The organism is Achromobacter sp. Bel, assembly GCF_012928505.1.
Lineage (GTDB): Bacteria > Pseudomonadota > Gammaproteobacteria > Burkholderiales > Burkholderiaceae_B > Achromobacter.
In genome coordinates this window covers 75,456-93,432 of record NZ_JABBJN010000009.1, presented here as the reverse complement: position 1 = coordinate 93,432, position 17,977 = coordinate 75,456, and the positions used below count along the sequence as shown (strand labels likewise).

Genomic DNA, 17,977 nt, shown 5'->3' with positions numbered 1-17,977 from the left:
GCCAGCGGGAAAGCCCGAAAATAGGGCCGTCGAATACTCAACTTTGCTGTGTCATGCAGCAGGCAGGTGCAACATGAAAAAATGGCTTATCGCAGGTGCCGGTGCCGCAGGTCTGCTGATCTCCAGCGTCGCATTGGCTCGTGTGGATGTGGGCATTTCCATCGGCATCCCCGGGGTGGTCTATCCGGCGCCGGTGTATGTCGCGCCCGCGCCGGTCTACGTGGCTCCGCCGCCGCCCGTCTATTACCGCCCGGCTCCCGTCTATGTGGCGCCTCCGGTGGTCTATCCCGCTCCGGTCTATTATCGCGGCGGCCCCTACTGGCGCGGCGGTCCGCCCCCGCGCTATTACGGCCCCGGCCCCGGTCATTACCGCGGCCATGGGCACGGCCACGGCGATTGGCGCCGTTAAATAGGCAAAGGCCACTCGAAAGAGTGGCCTTTTTATCGCCGTGCAGCCCAAGACAGAAGGCGTGCGAAGCCTACGTGGCCTGAAAGCCGTTTTCTATTCCCGTCGGGACATTGTCCGGTGCCCCGCTGGGTCAATATCAGGCTGCGGGAGCCTGTACGGGCTTGCCAGCCAGAGCGGCCGGCTTTTGCAATGCCGCGTTGGCCTTATTGGCCTCTTGCGGCGATTCCTGAACAAGATCAATCCATCTGCGGGGCGCACTCGACGCCCGCCACCAGCCATTATGCGGACGCATGAGCAAACTCCGGTTCACCGTTGAAACGCACGCCATTGATTTCTTGGAACAGTTGGCGGCTTTCCTGTTCTGCCTCGTGCAAGTCCGAGAACGGCGCCTGTCCGGGCACTGTCCAGCATTTTTCCGGTGCGGTACCGCCGACTCGGCGTGTCCATATCTGCACGCGGTAGCCCTGCTCTTCTTCATGAGCGACAGAGCATCTCACACGAAAATCTCCAATCATTCTTGAAGTCATGGACAACTCCTTGTTTTATATGTGAATGAAGCATGTAGAACGCGGGTGTATTGTGCCGTAACTATCCGGCCCTTTTATTAAAAATACACAATTGCTCACATCAAAATCAAGCACACACGCGAGTGAGCATAATCAGGGAAAGCGACAAGAATATGTCGCATGATAAAAAAAAACGGAGCCCGGAGGCTCCGTCTTTTTATCCTCCAAATGGAGGATAGGCGCGATAAGCGTCAGGGTTTCAGTACCGTCACGCCACCCATATAAGGCTGCAAGGCTTCCGGAACCAGCACGCTGCCGTCGGCCTGTTGATGGTTTTCCAGCACGGCCACCAATGCGCGGCCGACCGCCAGGCCAGAACCGTTCAAGGTGTGCACGAATTCCGGTTTGCCTTGTGCATTGCGGAAACGCGCTTGCATGCGGCGGGCCTGGAACGTTTCGCAGTTGGACACCGACGAAATCTCGCGCCAGGTATTTTGCGCCGGCAGCCAGACTTCCAGGTCATAGGTCTTGGCGGAACCAAAGCCCATGTCGCCCGTGCACAACAGCATCACGCGGTACGGCAGGCCCAGCAGTTGCAGCACACGCTCGGCATGGCCAACCATGTCTTCCAACGCCTCGTAAGACTGGTCCGGTTGCGTGATCTGCACCATTTCGACTTTGTCGAACTGGTGTTGGCGAATCATGCCGCGGGTGTCGCGGCCGCCGCTGCCGGCTTCAGAACGGAAGCAAGGCGTGTGGGCGGTGAGCTTGAGCGGCAGGTCGGCGGCGGACTGGATGGTGTCGCGCGCCACGCTGGTCAGCGTGATTTCCGACGTGGAGATCAGGTACTGGTCTTCACGCACATACGGGTTGCCCGCGGCGTCCACCTTGGGATCGTCGTCGCCGCCGCCCTTGGAGACGGCGAACATGTCGTCCTTGAACTTCGGCAACTGCCCGGTGCCGTACAGGGTCGAGGCGTTGACGATATACGGCGTGTAGCACTCGGTGTAGCCGTGCGTGCCCGTTTGCAGGTCCAGCATGAACTGGGACAGCGCGCGGTGCAGGCGGGCGATCGGGCCGCGCATGAACGAGAAGCGCGCGCCCGACAGCTTGGCCGCCATATCGAAATCCAGGCCCAGCGGTTCGCCGATGGCGACGTGGTCGCGCGCGTCGAACGCCAGCGCCGGCGGGTTGCCGTCAGCGCCCGCGGCGCCAGGCAGCCAGCGGCGAACCTCGACGTTGTCGTCGGCGGATTCGCCCAGTGGCACGCTGGCGTGCGGCAGGTTCGGCACCGACATCAGCAGGTCGTTCAGCGGGGCCTGCAAGGCGGCCAGCTCTTCTTCCAGCTGCTTCAAGCGGACCGGCACGGCCTGCGATTCGGCCATGACGGCGCTGGCGTCTTCGCCCTTCGCCTTCAACTGACCGATCTGCTTGGCCAGCGCATTGCGGCGGGCTTGCAGGGACTCGGTTTCGGTCTGGACGGCCTTGCGGCGAGACTCCAGATCGTTGAACCGTTCCGTGTCGAAGGACACGCCACGGCTTTTGAGGCGGTCTACGACGGTTTGCAGGTCTTTGCGCAGCAGTATCGGGTCTAGCATGGTGATGTCAGTGAGGTTGCGGAAAGCAACGGGCGGGGCCCGTCACCGGTTCTTGGCGCGTTCCTGCGCGTCCAACTCACGCAGGAATGCCAACTTCTGCTGGATTTTAGCCTCCAGGCCGCGATCGGTCGGCCGATAGAAAGAAGGCTTCAGTCCATCAGGGAAATATTGTTCGCCCGCGGCATAGCCGTGGGGCTCGTCGTGGGCATAGCGGTAGGCCTTGCCGTGGCCCAATTGCTTCATCAGCTTGGTGGGTGCGTTGCGCAGATGAATGGGCACCGGCGCGCTGCCGTGCTCCGCCGCGAACTGGCGTGCTTGATTGTAGGCTTTGTAGACGGCGTTGGATTTGGCCGCGCAGGCCATGTAGACCACGGCTTGCGCCAGCGCCAGCTCGCCCTCGGGCGAACCCAGCCGTTCATAGATGTCGGCGCCGTTGACCGCCAGGTCGGTGGCGCGGGGATCGGCCAGGCCGATGTCCTCGACCGCCATGCGCACCAGCCGGCGCGACAGGTATTTAGGATCGGCGCCGCCGTCGATCATGCGGCAGAACCAGTAGAGCGCGGCGTCCGGGTTGGAACCGCGCACCGATTTATGCAGCGCGCTGATCTGGTCGTAGAAGGCGTCGCCGCCTTTGTCGAAGCGCCGCAGGTTCTGGGACAGCGAGATCTCCAGCCAGGCCGCGTCCACTGAATCGCGGCCGGCCGACTGCGCGGATTCGGCCACCACTTCCACCGCGCTGATCAGACGCCGGGCGTCGCCATCGGCCCAGGCCGCGAGTTGCTCGCGCGCGTCGGCCTCGACGCGGATGGCGTCGCCCTCTTCCAGCCCGTCGTTCAGCGCGTCGACCGCGCGGTCGACCAGTTGCTGCAATTCTTCGGGCGAGAGCGATTGCAGCACGTACACCCGCGCCCGCGATAGCAAGGCCGAGTTGACCTCGAACGAGGGATTCTCGGTGGTGGCGCCGATGAAAGTGAACAGCCCGCTTTCCACATAGGGCAGGAAGGCGTCCTGCTGCGCCTTGTTGAAGCGGTGCACCTCGTCGACGAAGAGGATCGTGCGCCGTCCCTGGCCTTGCGCCACCTGCGCCACCGTGACGGCTTCGCGGATGTCCTTGACCCCGCCCAGCACGGCCGAAATGGCGATGAACTGCGCGTCGAAGCCATCGGCCATCAGGCGCGCGAGCGTGGTCTTGCCCACGCCCGGCGGGCCCCAGAAGATCATGGAATGCGGACGGCCGGATTCGAAGGCGACGCGCAGGGGCTTATCGGGGCCCAGCAGGTGCGATTGCCCGACCACGTCGGACAAGGTGCGCGGGCGCAGGCGCTCGGCCAGGGGCACATAAGGCCGATGCGCTGGATCGGCCGCGAAGAGATCGTTGCTCATTGGCAGCAGATGAGGGAAGACAGCAAGAAGTTCAAGTCGGTATTACACCATGACCGCCGCCCCCGGGCCGGCCCCTCGGCCCGCCCGCGGCTCAGGACAATTCCGGCGGCGCGAAACGGCGGTTGGCCAACACCGGCAGCACGCGGCGGGCATGCGCCAGGCGTTCCGGGTCAATGTCCGCGAACACCAGCGCCGGCGCCTCGCCCGCGCGCGCCGTCACGACGCCCAACGGGTCCACCACCATGCTGCAACCGATGTTTCGTTCGCCGCATTCGCCGGTGGCCGCCACATAGCAGGTGTTCTCCAGTGCGCGCGCCGTGACCAGCACTTCCCAGTGCATTTCCTTCAAGGGGCCGCGCACCCAGGCGGCCGGCAGCACCAGCAGGTCCGCGCCATCCAGCGCCAGGCGGCGCGCCATTTCGGGGAAGCGCACGTCATAGCAGGTCATCAGACCCACGCGCAGGCCGGCGATGTCCAGCAAGGGCGGGATATCAGTGCCGGGGGTGACGTTGGTGGACTCTTTCATGTTGAAGGCGTCGTACAGGTGCAGCTTGCGGTACTGCGACACGATTTCACCGTCGCGCAAGGTGACCAGCGTGTTCCAGACCCGGCCTTCGCCCGTGGGGATGTGCACGCACATCATGGTCGACAGGGACGAGCCGCGGCTGGCCGCAAGCAGGCGCGTCATGAACGGGCCGTCGAGCGGTTGCGCGGCCTTCAGCACAATCTGCGGGTCAGTGATGTCGCGGGCCAGGATGCCTTCGGGCAGCACCAGCAGATCGGCCCCGTTCGCGCGGGCGCGTTCCATCAAGTCAACGCAGACCTGGGCGTTCTCTTCCCAGACACGGCTGACGGCGAACTGGCCCAAAGCGACTTTCAGCATGGCTTTTCCTTGTGCGGATCGGTTTTTTCCGGATTTTCCCCGGGTTTTCCTATTGTCGCGCCAACCGGCCCGGCGTGCCGACTACGGGAAACTCCTAGCTCCCGCTTGTAAATTTCTTTCACGATAATGAAAAAAACCGAATTTGACGTAAATATTTTCCATAACCGGCGCCCGCCATGACGAACTCATCCTCCCCCGCAGCCCTGTTGGACGTGAACGGCAAAGGCCTGGGCGCCTTCCCCGAGTCCTGTACCACCGCCGACGTGGCGGCCTTGAACTGGAAACTGCTGGACGAAGACGTCAGCCTGCCGGTGGCGGTGCTCTACGAGACCCGCGTCCGCCACAACCTGCAATGGATGCAGCAGTTCATGGAGGCCTACCACGTCAAGCTGGCGCCCCACGGCAAGACCACGATGAGCCCCGCCTTGTTCAAGCGCCAGATCGACAACGGCGCCTGGGGCATCACGCTGGCGACCGCGCCGCAGGTGCTGGCGGCGTACCAGCACGGCATCCGCCGTGTGCTGATGGCCAATCAGCTGGTCGGCCGGGCCAACATGGCCATCATCGCCCGACTGCTGCAAGATCCCGCCTTTACCTATTTCTGCATTGTGGATTCCCCCGCCAATGCCGCCCAGCTGGGCAAGTTCTTCGGCGAACAGGGCCTTACCCTGCCCGTGCTGATCGAACTGGGCCCCACCGGCGGGCGCACAGGCGTGCGCGACGACGCGCAGTTGCAGGCGGTGGTCGAGGAAATCGGCCGCTGGCCCCACCTGGCGCTAGCCGGCATTGAAGTCTATGAAGGCGTGCTGCAGGAAGAAGGCGCCATCCGCGCCTTCCTGCGCCGTGCCACCGACGCCCTGCGCGGCCTGGCCACCGCCGGCCGTCTGCGCAAGAGCGGCCCTGCAGTCATTTCCGGCGCCGGCTCGGCCTGGTTCGACGTGGTGGCCGAAGAATTCTCGCAACTGGATATCGGCACGCCGCTGGAAGTGGTGCTGCGCCCCGGCTGCTACCTATCGCACGACGTGGGCGTCTACCGATCGGCCGCGGAACGCATCAACGCCCACAACCCGGTGGCCAAGAAAATGGAACCGGGCCTGCTGCCGGCCTTGCAGGTCTGGGCTTATGTGCAATCGCTGCCCGAGCCCGGCCGCGCCATCATCGCGATGGGCAAGCGCGACGCCGCGTTCGACGCCGGCCTGCCCACCCCCGCCCTGCGCTTCCGCCCCGGCCAGGAGGCGCCCGCCGCCGCGCCCCAGGCATGGAAGCTGACCGCCATGATGGACCAGCACGCCTTTATGCAGATCGGCGAAGGCGACGACATCCAGGTCGGCGACATGATCGCCTTCGATATCTCCCACCCCTGCCTGACGTTCGACAAGTGGCGCCAGGTGTTGCTGGTGGACGAGCAGTACCGCGTCACCGACGTGGCCGAAACCTTCTTCTGAACGCCCCCTGCCTGCCGCACCGTGCCAGGCCCGAGGGGGCTGAAAGACCTGGGATCCCGGCGCTTACCCAATACCACGCGACAACCTGTTTTTGACCCTCTGGAGAGAGAATCATGAACTTCCGACCCTCCCGGCGAGGCGGTGGGCTGACCAGCCTGCTCGCGGCCGGCGCAATTGGCTTGACCGCATTGTCGTCCCCCGCCCTCTGTGCCGCGCCCGTCAAGGGGGGCACGATATCCGTCGCCACCATCGGTGAGCCGCCGACGCTGGACCCGATGACCAGCACGGCCGACCTGGTGGGCATCCTGACGCAGCATTTCTTCGAAACGCTGTACACGTTCGACGCCAAGTGGAACCTGACCCCGCTCTTGGCCGACAAGATGCCGGACGTCAGCCCCGACGGCCTGGTCTACACGATCCCGTTGCGTCAGGGCATCACGTTCCACGACGGTTCCAAGATGGACTCGTCAGACGTGCTGGCCTCGCTCAAGCGCTGGACCGAGACCGCCACGCGCGGCAAGGGCGCCGCCAAGGTCATCAGCAGCATCGAAGCGCCGGATGCCAACACCATCCGCATCACGCTCAAGCAGCCCTATGCGCCGCTGACCGCGCTGCTGGCCATGAACAATGCCGCGGCCGTCATCATGCCCAAGGGCAAGATCGCGCCGGTGCTGACCGAAATCGTCGGCACGGGCCCCTACCAGTTGAAGGCCCGCGTGCCGGACCAGTACATCCAGCTGGTGCGCTTCGAAGGATACAAGCAGCGTGAAGGCGAGCCCGACGGCTATGGCGGTGCGCGCAAGCAATACCTGGACGAAATCCGCTTCGTGCCGGTCAGCAACGCCAACACCCGCTCGGAAGCCGCCGCCGCCGGCCAGTTCGACTACGTCGACTCGCTGCCCGTGGAAGCGCTGGACAAGCTCAAGGGCGGCCGTTCGGACCCGGTGATGCTCAAGCCCTTCGGCTGGCCGCGCCTGGTTCTCAACACCAAGCAAGGCATCATGTCCAACCTGGCCGTGCGCCAGGCGGTGCAATTGGCGCTGAACGAAGAAGACATGCTGTTCGCCGCCTTCGGCAACAAGGAGTTCTACAAGCTGAACGGCGACCTGTATCCGGAAGGCTACCCGTGGGCCACGTCGCTGGGCGGCAAGGTCTACAACAAGGCCGATTCCGCCGCCGCCAAGAAACTCTTGGACAGCGCCAACGTGGCCGACAAGAAGATCCGCATCCTGACCAGCCAACAGTACGAGTTCCACTACAAGATGGCGCTGGTAGCCGCGGAATACCTGAAAGCCGCCGGCTTCACGGTGGACATGCAGGTGGTGGATTGGGCCACTTTGACGCAGCGCCGCCAGGATCCCGCCGTGTGGGACATCTTCATTACCCACAGCGTATTCCTGCCGGAACCCGCGCTGATCGACTTCCCGTCCAAGGATGCGCCGGGCTGGTGGGACACGCCGCGCCGCGCGCAGGTAATGGACGCCTTCAACCAGGCACGCACGCAGGAAGAACGCGTCAAGCGCTGGGCCGACGTGCAGCAGGCCGTGTATGACGAGATCCCCTTCGTCAAGGTCGGCGACTTCAATGCCCAGGCCGCGCGTTCGCCGTCGCTGCAAGGCACCAAGCCCGCCCCGTGGCCGTTCTTCTGGAACGCCTGGAAGGCCCCCAAGTGACGGCACGCGGTACATAGGATGGGCGTCGCGCGGCAGAACGGTTGAAGCACCCGATTGCCTGCCGTGCGACACCCGTCGTTCGATGGTTGCGATAGAGCGCCCCTGCTCTCCACGCACCGTCCCGAATGACGCTTTTTAGGACCTCATCGTGTTGCGTTATCTTTTAAACCGGCTGGTCGGGCTGGTGGCCGTGATGTTCATCGTCGCGACCATCGTGTTCGTCATCATCCGCGTCACGCCCGGCGATCCGGCCGCGGTGATGCTGGGCCCGCAGGCCAGCCAGCAGGACATCGCCGCCCTGCGCACGCAGCTTGGGCTGGACCAGCCCATGGCGATCCAGTACCTGTCGTGGCTGGGCAAGCTGGCGCAGGGTGACCTGGGCCAGTCCATCTTCATGAACAAGCCCGTGCTGTCGGCGCTGGCAGACCGCGCCGAGCCCACGATCCTGCTGACGCTGATGTCGCTCCTGATCGCCAGCGCGATCGCGCTGCCCGTGGGGATCCTGTCCGCGGTCAAACGCGGCACCACGCTGGACCAGTCGGTGCTGTCGTTCTCGATGTTCACCTCCAGCGTGCCCAGCTTCTGGCTGGGGCTGCTGCTGATGCAGATTTTCTCGGTGAAGCTGGGCTGGCTGCCCGTGTCCGGCTATGGCGGCCCCGACGCATCGCTGGCCACGCGCCTGTCGCACCTGATCCTGCCCGCCGTGGTGTTGGGCCTGGTGAACTCCGCGCTGATCACCCGCTTCATCCGCGCCAGCATGCTCGACGTGCTGCGCGACGACTACGTGCGCACCGCGCGGGCCAAGGGCCTGCCTGAAAGCAAAGTCATCCTGAAGCACGCCGTGCGCAACGCCCTGATCCCCATCCTGACGGTGCTGGGCCTGACGACGGCCCTTCTGATCAGCGGCGCGGTCGTGACGGAAACGGTATTCGGCCTGCCCGGCGTAGGCAGCCTGGTGGTGTCGGCGGTCCTGCGCCGCGACTACCCCGTCATCCAGGGCGCGCTGCTGGTCATCGCCGCCATTTACGTCCTGATCAACCTCCTTATCGACCTGCTGTACCTGGTGGTCGATCCTCGGGTCCGTTACTGATGATGCGCCCCACCCCCGAAGCGCCCGCGGCGCTTCCCCCTCAAGGGGGCGCCGCCTGCGGCCCGGCAAAGCCGGCTCCGCGCGGCCCCGATCCGATGCACTGCAAGTGGAGCCACTGACATGACAACCGGGACTACCGTGAATTCCGGAACCGACCGCTGGCAGGTGCTGCGCCTGCTGGTATCGCGCAAGACGGTCCTGATCAGCCTGATCGTGATCATCGTGCTGGTGGCCGCCGCGCTGCTGGCGCCGTGGGTCAGCCCCTACGATCCGTTCAAGCTGTCCATCATGAACCGGCTGAAAGCGCCGGGCGCCGCGCACTGGTTCGGCACCGACGACTTCGGACGCGACGTATTCAGCCGCGTCATCTACGGCGGCCGGCTGTCGCTGATGGTGGGCTTTTCCGTCGTGATCGTCTCCAGCGTGCTGGGCATCGCGCTGGGCCTTGTCGCCGGCTTCTTCCGGTCGGCCGACAAATTCGTGTCGCGCCTGATCGACGCGATGATGGCGTTCCCCGATATCCTGCTGGCGATCTCGCTGGTGGCCGCGCTGGGGCCGTCGCTGATCAACGTGGTGATCGCGCTGGGCATCGTCTACACGCCGCGCCTGGCCCGCATCGTGCGCGCCTCGACGCTTGTGATCCGCGAGCTGCCCTTCGTGGAAGCCGCCCGCGCGCTGGGCGTGCCCACGTGGCGTATCGTCACGGTGCACGTGCTGCGCAACCTGGTGTCGCCCATTCTGGTGCAGGGCACGTTCATCTTTGCCTACGCGATCCTGGCCGAAGCCGGCCTGTCGTTCCTGGGCGTGGGCGTATCGCCCGACATCCCCACCTGGGGCACCATGATCAACGCCGGCCAGCAATACATGGGCTCGGCCGACTGGATCATGATCTTCCCCGGCATCGCCATTGTCCTGTCCGTGCTGTCGCTGCAACTGGTCGGCGACGGCCTGCGCGACGTACTCGACCCGCGCCTGCGCAAGGAGCTGTAATCATGACGGCAAGCACCCGAGACGTCGTGCTGTCCGTGGAAGGGCTGAAAACCTGGTTCCACAGCCGCGACGGCATCGCCAAGTCCGTGGACGGCGTCACCTTCGACTTGGCCCGCGGCGAAACGCTGGCCATCGTGGGCGAGTCCGGTTCCGGCAAATCCGTGACCAGCCTGTCCATCATGGGCCTGTTGCCCAAGCCGGCCGGCCGCATCGAAGGCGGCAAGATCCTGTACCGAGATCGCCAGGGCACGCAGCACGATCTGGCCCGCGCCACGCCCGCCACCCAGCAGAAGATCCGCGGCGCCGAAATCGCCATGATCTTCCAGGAACCGATGACCAGCCTGAACCCGCTGTACACGGTGGGCGACCAGATCGCCGAAGCCGTGCTGCAGCACGAAGGCGGCTCTTATGCGGCGGCGATCCGGCGCGCCCGTGAAATGCTGGAACGCGTGGAGATCCCCGCCGCCGACCGCCGCGTCAACGAGTACCCGCACCAGATGTCGGGCGGCATGCGCCAACGCGTGATGATCGCGCTGGCGCTGGCCTGCAACCCGGCAGTGCTGATCGCCGACGAGCCCACCACCGCGTTGGACGTGACCGTGCAGGCGCAGATCCTGGACCTGCTGCGCCGGCTGCAGAAAGAGATGAACATGAGCATCCTGTTCATCACGCACAACCTAGGCGTGGTGGCCGAGATCGCGCATCGCGTGGCCGTCATGTATGCCGGGCGCGTGGTCGAGGACGCGGGCGTCTACGACCTGTTCGAAAAGCCCACGCACCCGTACACCCGCGGCCTCCTGTCCTGCCTGCCCACCGCCGCCCTGCTGGCCTCGGGCGAGCGCTTGCGCGCCATCCCCGGCAACGTGCCCAGCGTGCTGTCGCTGCCCGCCGGCTGCACGTTCGCGCCGCGTTGCGAACTGGCCGCCGACGACTGCCGCGCCGCCGTGCCCGAACTGATCGCCGTGCAACCCGACCACCGCGCGCGCTGCATCAAGGTGAACCCGATATGACCACCCCCCAAGTGACCGTACGCGCCGAAGATCCGCTGGTCCGCATCGAAGACCTGAAGGTCCACTTTCCGACCTCGCAAGCGCGTAATGCGCCCGTGGTGCGCGCCGTGGACGGCGTCAGCTTCGATGTGCCGAAGAACACCATCGTGGGCCTGGTCGGCGAATCCGGGTCGGGCAAGACCACGACCGGCCGCGCGCTGTTGCGGCTGTTCGCGCCCACGGCGGGCCGCATTCTGTTCGACGGCCACGACATCACCACGCTGAACGAAAAGCAGATGCTGCCGTGGCGCCGCCGCATGCAGATCGTGTTCCAGGACCCGTACGCCAGCCTCAACCCCCGCATGACGGTGGCCGAGATCCTGGGCGAAGCGCTGGACACGCACCGGCTGGCACAGCACCGCCGTTCGGCCCGCATCGGCGAACTGCTGGAGCGCGTGGGCCTGAACGCCGACCACAGCCGCCGTTACCCGCACGAGTTCTCGGGCGGCCAGCGCCAACGCATCGGCATTGCCCGTGCGCTGGCGGTGGAGCCCGATTTCATCGTGGCGGACGAACCCGTGTCGGCGCTGGACGTCTCGGTGCAGGCGCAGGTGCTGAACCTGCTGCAGGACCTGCAGCGCGACCTGGGGCTGACCATGCTGTTCGTCGCCCACGACCTGGCAGTGGTGGATTACCTGTGCGACGAGGTCGTCGTGATGTACCTGGGCCGCGTCATGGAACGCGGCCCGACCAGCGAAGTCTACGCCCGCCCGCGCCACCCCTATACCCGCGCGCTGCTGTCCGCCGCGCCCGTGCCGGATCCGCGCGCCCCGCGTTCGCGTATTCTGCTTAAAGGCGATATCCCCAGCCCGGTCAACCCGCCATCCGGCTGCGTGTTCCGCACACGCTGCCCGCACGCCATCGACGCCTGCGCGACGATTGACGCGCAGGCCGTCAGCGTGGGCCCGGGCCACTTCGTGGCCTGTTCGCGCATCGGCGCCCCCGAGCTGGCCTAACTTTCGCCCCGACCAGATCTGATCCAGGAACCCCACATGAATATCATCCGCGACATCGTCTTCCAGATACGCAGTCGGCGGGACGCATTGAGCGTGACTGAACGCAAGGTCGCCGACGCCATTCTGGACGACATCATGTGGGGCGCCAGCGCCACGGTCGACCAGTTGGCGACGAAGGCCGGCGTCAGCATCGCCACCATCTCGCGCTTTGCGCGCACGGTGGGCTGCGAAGACACCCGCGACCTGAAGATGAAGCTGGCGCAGGCAAGCACGGTGGGCAGCCGCTTCCTGGATCCCAGCGCGCCTGCCGAGGAAAGCACGTTCTACGCCCGCATCTACGCCGACATCGAAAGCACGCTGCGCGCGCACTTGCCCACCTTCACCGAGCAGTTGTTCGAGCAGGCGTCCGCCATCGTCGACGGCGCGCGCATGATCTACGTATTCGGCATGGGCGGCGCGTCCGCGGTGCTGGCGCAGGAAGTGCAGTCGCGCCTGGTGCGCCTGGGCTACCCCATCGCCGTCTACAGCGACGCGGTGCTGCTGCGCATGGTGGCCGCCACGCTGGACGAGCGCGATGCGGTGCTGATCCTGTCGGCCTCCGGTCTCACCCCCGAGATCGTCGGCGCCGCCCGCATCGTCAAGCAATACCGCGCCCGCATCGTCGCCATCACGGACGCGACGTCCGAACTGGCCAAGCTGGCCGATGTGGTGTTGCCGATCCGCACCGACGAAACCGATTTCATCTACAAACCCTCGGCCTCGCGCTACGCGATGATGCTGGCCATCGATCTGTTGTCGACCGAACTGGCCATGCTGAACCAAGAGGAAAACCGCGAACGCCTGCGCCGCATCAAGCTGGCGCTGGACGAGCACCGCGGCGGCCCGAACCGTTTGCCGCTGGGCGATTGAACCTGGAACACGAGATGTACGACACCCTCATTGGCAACGTCCGCGTCCTGGACGGCACCGGCGGCGCCGAATACCGCGCCAGCGTGGCCTTGGCCGATGGCCGCATCGCCGCCATCGGTGCGCTGCCCGGCGCGCAGGCCCGCCACATCGTCGACGGCACGGACCTGGCGCTGGCGCCGGGCTTCATCGACGTGCACACGCATGACGACACCAACGTGATCCGCACGCCCGGCATGCTGCCCAAGCTGTCTCAAGGCGTGACCACCGTGGTGGTGGGCAATTGCGGCATCAGCGCATCGCCCGTGTCGCTACGTGCCGAGCCCCCCGACCCGATGAACCTGCTGGGCGGCCGCGAAGACTTCAACTACCCCACGTTCGCCGACTACACCCGCGCCATCCAGGCCGCGCAGCCGGCGGTCAACGTCGCCGCGCTGGTGGGCCACACCGCCCTGCGCAGCAACCACATGGACCGCCTGGACCGTGCTGCCACGCGGCCTGAAGTGCTGGCCATGCGCGACCAATTGCGCGATGCGCTGGCGCATGGCGCGATCGGCCTGAGCACGGGCCTGGCCTACGCGTCCGCCATCGAGGCCGACACGGCCGAAGTCAAATTGCTGGCCGAAGCGCTGGACGAATTCGGTGCGTTGTACACGACGCACCTGCGTTCGGAGTTCGCAGCCATCCTGGAAGCCATGCAGGAAGCGTTCGACATCGCCTTGCACGCGCGCGTGCCGGTGGTGGTGTCACACTTGAAATGCGCGGGCGCCGGCAACTGGGGCCGCACGAAGGAAGTGCTGTTCAGCCTTGAGAGCGCGGGCCGCCTGCAGCATGTGGGTTGCGACTGCTATCCCTATTCGGCCAGTTCTTCCACGCTGGACTTGAAGCAGGTCACCGACGAATTCGACATCGACATCACCTGGTCCGTGCCGCATCCCGAAGCGGCGCGCCGCAAGCTGGCGGCCATTGCCGCCGACTGGGGCGTGACGTTGCTGGAGGCCGCGCGCCGCCTGCAACCGGCCGGCGCGGTGTATCACAACATGCATGAGGACGACGTGCGCCGCGTCCTGTCGCACCCGCTGACGATGGTGGGGTCGGACGGCCTGCCCAACGACCCAATGCCGCATCCGCGCCTGTGGGGCGCGTTCCCGCGCGTGCTGGGCCATTACAGCCGCGATGTGGGGCTGTTCCCGCTGATCCAGGCCGTGCACAAGATGACCGGCCTGTCCGCCGCCCGCTTTGGCCTGGCCGACCGCGGCCTGGTGCGGGAGGGCTATCACGCCGATCTGGTGCTGTTCAATCCGGACACCGTCATCGACCGCGCCACCTTCGCCGCGCCGGTGCAAACCGCGGCCGGCATCGAAGCCGTCTGGGTCAACGGCGCCCTGTCGTACCACCAGGGGCAACCCACCGGCGACCGCGCCGGGCGCTGGCTACCGCGCAACGGCGACCTGCGCGCGAGCTTCGCGGCGGCGTCCTCCCTCTCTCCGGCCTCAACCCCATCCCAATAAGGAACCCTCCATGAGCAATGCCCCGACTCCCGACAAGAACGGCATCACCCGCTACGGCGTCGCCGGCGGCACCGGCCAAGGCGGTTCACACATGCCGTTTGCGCGCGCCGTCGCCGCCGACGGCTGGCTGCACGTGTCCGGCCAGGTGCCGATGGAAAACGGCGAAGTGATCGAAGGCGGCACCGTCGCGCAATGCCACAAGGCCATCCAGCAACTGCTGGCCATCCTGAAGGAAGCCGGGTATGGCCCGGAACACGTGGTGCGCTGCGGAGTGTGGTTGGACGACGCCCGCGACTTCCCGTCGTTCAACAAGGTGTTCAAGGAGTACTTCGGCGACAACCCGCCCGCCCGTGCCTGCGTGCAGTCCAGCCTGATGGTGGACGCCAAGGTCGAGATCGATTGCGTGGCATACAAGCGGCCTTGATGGGGCGCTTGCAGTAAAAAGGCCCGGTTCGCAGGAACCGGGCCTTTTTTTGCAGCGCTGCTGGATGGGCTGCGCGCGCTGGGCGGCGGGTGTCTTCGCGCACGAGTCTTCACGCTTCACCCATCCTACGGCCCATCCTACATTTTCACGACGTCTACGCCCTTGGGTGCCGTGAATTGGAATTCCTTGGCGGACAGCGACGGGTTTGCCGCGATCGCCGACAGATCGACGCGGGTTGTCTGGCCGAACGAATCGAGCAGTTCGACGCGCACCGGCAGGTTGTCCTTCATGCCGATGTCCACGCGCGAAAAGCCGGCGTCGGCCGTGCGCGGCTTGGCGCGCAGCCACTCCACGCCGTCCTTGGACGGCAGCGCCGACACGTCGAACGATTGCTCAAGCGAACCAGAACCGAACAGGATCGCGGCGGGCGACGTGCCGATGGCGGCATCCACTTTGCGTTCGGTCACCTGGGCCAGGTCAGGATCGAACTGGAACACCGTGCGGCCGTCGGAGATGACGAGCTGCTCGTACGGCTTTTGCACCGCCCACTTGAACTTGCCCGGGCGCTGGAACGAAAACACCCCAGTCTGCGCGGGCTGCGTACGGCCCTGGTTGTTCACCGTGTATTGCGAGAACGAACCGGTGGCCGCCGTGACCGTCGAGACAAAGGCCTTCAACTGCTCTTGCGCGCTGGCGGCGAACGCCAGGGCGGGCGCCAGGCTTAAGGCGGTGGCGATGGCCAGGCGGCGAAACGTCTTCATCATGCTTCCTCTCGGGCGGCAGCGGCGGCGGGGACCAGGATTTCCCGGTTGCCATTGGATTGCATCGCCGACACCATACCCGATTGCTCCATTTGCTCGAGTAACCGGGCCGCGCGGTTGTAACCAATGCGCAGGTGGCGCTGCACCAGCGAGATCGAGGCGCGGCGGTGCTTGAGCACCACTTCGCATGCCTGGTCGTACATCGGGTCGGATTCGGCGTCGCCGCCGATGCCGGTGACGCTGCTGGCGCCTTCGCCGTTATCGCCCTCGAGGCCGCCTTCCAGCAGGCCTTCGATGTAGTTCGGTTCCCCCTGCGCCTTCAGGCTTTCCACCACGCGGTGCACTTCATCGTCGCTGCAGAACGCGCCGTGCACGCGCACCGGCAGGCCGGTGCCCGGCGGCATGTAGAGCATGTCGCCCTGGCCCAGCAGGGTTTCGGCGCCCATCTGGTCAAGAATGGTGCGCGAATCGATCTTGGACGACACCTGGAACGCGATGCGCGTCGGGATGTTGGCCTTGATCAGGCCCGTGATGACGTCCACGCTGGGACGTTGTGTGGCCAGGATCAGGTGGATGCCGGCGGCGCGTGCCTTCTGCGCCAGGCGGGCGATCAGTTCTTCGATCTTCTTGCCCACCACCATCATCAGATCGGCCAGTTCGTCGATCACCACCACGATGGTGGGCAGCGGCGACAGCGGCTCGGGCGCATCGGGCGTCAGCGAGAACGGGTTCGGGATGGGTTCTTCGCGCTTGATGGCGTCGCGGATCTTGGTGTTGTAGCCCGCCAGGTTGCGCACCCCCATCTTGCTCATCAGGCGGTAGCGCTTTTCCATTTCGCCCACGCACCAGTTCAATGCGTTGGCCGCGTGGCGCATGTCGGTGACGACCGGAGCCAGCAGGTGCGGGATGCCCTCGTAGACGCTCATTTCCAGCATCTTCGGGTCGATCAGGATCAGGCGGGTATGGGACGCGTCGGCCTTGTACAGCAAGGACAGGATCATGGCGTTGATCCCCACGGACTTACCCGACCCGGTGGTGCCCGCCACCAGCAGGTGGGGCATCTTGGCCAGATCGGCCACGACGGGGTTGCCGGCAATATCCTTGCCCAGCGCCATCGTCACCACCGAATGGCTGGCGTGATAGGTCTGCGAGCCCAGGATTTCAGACAGGCGCACCATCTGGCGGCGCGGGTTGGGCAGTTCAAGACCCATCAGGTTCTTGCCCGGGATGGTTTCCACTACCCGAATGCTGACCAGACTGAGGGCTCGCGCCAGGTCCTTGGCCAGGTTCACGATCTGGCTGCCCTTCACGCCGGTGGCCGGCTCGATTTCATAGCGCGTGATGACCGGGCCGGCCTGCGCCGCCACCACGGTGACGGACACGCCGAAGTCGGCCAGCTTCTTTTCGATCAGGCGCGAGGTGAATTCGATGGTCTCGGCCGAGACTGTTTCCTGGTTCGCCAGCGGCGGATCCAGCAGGCTGATGGCCGGCAGGTCGCCTTCGGCGCCGCCCGAAGGCGCAAAGAACAGCGATTGCTGCTTTTCCTTTTCGACGCGTTCGGACTTGGGCACGACGGTAATGGCGGGCTCGATGCGCACCGGCTGCTCGTGCACCAGCTTTTCCTGCTTGGCCTCGACCTGCTCGGTGCGCACGGCCTTGGCGACCTGGCCGACCTTGCGGTCTTCGCGGGCGGCGTAGGAATTGCGGATGCGGCGGACGATGCCCTCCATCCAGGATCCCACGCGTTCGGCCACGGCCAGCCACGAGAACGAGAAGAACAGGCTCAGGCCGATGGCCAGCATGACCAGGAAGGCCAGCGTACTGCCGGTAAAGCCGATGCTGCGGCTGATCAGGTCGGCCAGCATGTGGCCGATGACGCCGCCGGCGCCGCTGGCGGTTTCGGACGCGCCGGGCAGGTGCGTGCCGCGGCTGGCCAGGCGCAGGGCTTCCATGCCCAGCGAGCCCAGCAGCAGCAGGAAGAAACCGATGCCCTCTTCCCAGTGGACGCGCGGCAACACTTCCGGCTGCTTACCATTAGTTACCTTAAGCTGGCTGGCCAGCCGGCGATAGCCGGCGCGCACGCGGTGCAGCAGCAGGATGACCCACCACCAGGCCGAGAAGCCGAAGAGATAGAGGAGGATGTCCGCCAGATAGGCGCCCAGCCGTCCCCCGTGGTTGCGCACGACGTCGCCGGGCACGGAGTGCGACCAGCCAGGGTCGGACGCGCTCCAGGTGGCCAGCACCAGGGTGAGCCAGGCCGCCAGGGCGGCAAATAGGATCCAGCGGGCCTCGCGCAGCAACGCGGAAATACGCGTTTGTAGCGGCGAGGGCCCGTTGCGGGTGTTGCGCGAGGCGCGCGGAGAAGCAGTCGAGATACGCGGCATGCGGCTCAT

At 65.7% G+C, this 17,977-nt stretch carries 16 protein-coding genes; 10 read left to right on the top strand and 6 right to left on the bottom strand.

Features of this window, described 5'->3' with window-relative positions; all coding sequences use genetic code 11:
• Positions 1 to 73 precede the first annotated feature (73 nt).
• Positions 74 to 409, top strand: coding sequence for a virulence factor (locus HG262_RS08400; RefSeq protein WP_169270566.1), 336 nt, complete (start codon positions 74 to 76; stop codon positions 407 to 409).
• A gap of 278 nt (positions 410 to 687) precedes the next feature.
• Here the strand turns inward: HG262_RS08400 and HG262_RS08395 are convergent, their stop codons facing one another.
• From HG262_RS08395 to HG262_RS08380, 4 genes are all read right to left on the bottom strand, one after another.
• Complete coding sequence (locus HG262_RS08395; RefSeq protein ID WP_169270565.1) at positions 688 to 936, bottom strand: hypothetical protein; 249 nt, start codon at positions 934 to 936, stop codon at positions 688 to 690.
• A 230-nt stretch (positions 937 to 1,166) separates the two neighbouring features.
• Positions 1,167 to 2,513, bottom strand: a complete 1,347-nt coding sequence (gene serS / locus HG262_RS08390) for a serine--tRNA ligase (RefSeq protein WP_169270564.1) — start codon at positions 2,511 to 2,513, stop codon at positions 1,167 to 1,169.
• A 42-nt stretch (positions 2,514 to 2,555) separates the two neighbouring features.
• Positions 2,556 to 3,896, bottom strand: a complete 1,341-nt coding sequence (locus HG262_RS08385) for a replication-associated recombination protein A (protein WP_169270563.1) — start codon at positions 3,894 to 3,896, stop codon at positions 2,556 to 2,558.
• Positions 3,897 to 3,987: 91 nt separating this feature from the next.
• Positions 3,988 to 4,779, bottom strand: a complete 792-nt coding sequence (locus tag HG262_RS08380) for a deaminated glutathione amidase (RefSeq protein WP_169270562.1) — start codon at positions 4,777 to 4,779, stop codon at positions 3,988 to 3,990.
• Positions 4,780 to 4,955: 176 nt separating this feature from the next.
• On the opposite strand from HG262_RS08380, the gene HG262_RS08375 reads away from it, so the two are divergent.
• The 9 genes from HG262_RS08375 (at position 4,956) to HG262_RS08335 (ending at position 14,823) form a co-directional block, all read left to right on the top strand.
• Complete coding sequence (locus tag HG262_RS08375) at positions 4,956 to 6,224, top strand: amino acid deaminase (RefSeq protein WP_169270561.1); 1,269 nt, start codon at positions 4,956 to 4,958, stop codon at positions 6,222 to 6,224.
• A gap of 113 nt (positions 6,225 to 6,337) precedes the next feature.
• Positions 6,338 to 7,897, top strand: coding sequence for an ABC transporter substrate-binding protein (locus HG262_RS08370; RefSeq protein ID WP_169270560.1), 1,560 nt, complete (start codon positions 6,338 to 6,340; stop codon positions 7,895 to 7,897).
• A 148-nt stretch (positions 7,898 to 8,045) separates the two neighbouring features.
• Positions 8,046 to 8,987, top strand: coding sequence for an ABC transporter permease (locus tag HG262_RS08365; RefSeq protein WP_006223586.1), 942 nt, complete (start codon positions 8,046 to 8,048; stop codon positions 8,985 to 8,987).
• A gap of 120 nt (positions 8,988 to 9,107) precedes the next feature.
• The gene (locus tag HG262_RS08360; protein ID WP_006223585.1) at positions 9,108 to 9,977 is read left to right on the top strand and encodes an ABC transporter permease; all 870 of its coding nucleotides are present in this window, start codon (positions 9,108 to 9,110) and stop codon (positions 9,975 to 9,977) included.
• Between the two features lie 2 nt (positions 9,978 to 9,979).
• Positions 9,980 to 10,987: an ABC transporter ATP-binding protein gene (locus HG262_RS08355; protein ID WP_169270559.1), complete on the top strand. Its 1,008-nt coding sequence runs from the start codon at positions 9,980 to 9,982 to the stop codon at positions 10,985 to 10,987.
• On the top strand, positions 10,984 to 11,982 hold the full coding sequence (locus tag HG262_RS08350; protein WP_169270558.1) for an ABC transporter ATP-binding protein: 999 nt from the start codon (positions 10,984 to 10,986) through the stop codon (positions 11,980 to 11,982). Before HG262_RS08355 ends, HG262_RS08350 begins: the two co-directional genes overlap by 4 nt.
• Before the next feature lie 36 nt (positions 11,983 to 12,018).
• Positions 12,019 to 12,891: a MurR/RpiR family transcriptional regulator gene (locus HG262_RS08345; protein ID WP_169270557.1), complete on the top strand. Its 873-nt coding sequence runs from the start codon at positions 12,019 to 12,021 to the stop codon at positions 12,889 to 12,891.
• Positions 12,892 to 12,905: 14 nt separating this feature from the next.
• Positions 12,906 to 14,399, top strand: a complete 1,494-nt coding sequence (locus HG262_RS08340; RefSeq protein WP_169270556.1) for a D-aminoacylase — start codon at positions 12,906 to 12,908, stop codon at positions 14,397 to 14,399.
• 10 nt (positions 14,400 to 14,409) lie between these two features.
• Entirely contained in the window at positions 14,410 to 14,823 is a 414-nt protein-coding gene (locus HG262_RS08335) for a RidA family protein (protein WP_169270555.1), read from the top strand.
• Positions 14,824 to 14,960: 137 nt separating this feature from the next.
• Here the strand turns inward: HG262_RS08335 and lolA are convergent, their stop codons facing one another.
• Positions 14,961 to 15,584, bottom strand: a complete 624-nt coding sequence (gene lolA, locus HG262_RS08330) for an outer membrane lipoprotein chaperone LolA (RefSeq protein ID WP_169270613.1) — start codon at positions 15,582 to 15,584, stop codon at positions 14,961 to 14,963.
• On the bottom strand, positions 15,584 to 17,968 hold the full coding sequence (locus tag HG262_RS08325) for a DNA translocase FtsK (RefSeq protein WP_211187017.1): 2,385 nt from the start codon (positions 17,966 to 17,968) through the stop codon (positions 15,584 to 15,586). Before HG262_RS08325 ends, lolA begins: the two co-directional genes overlap by 1 nt.
• Positions 17,969 to 17,977 lie beyond the last annotated feature (9 nt).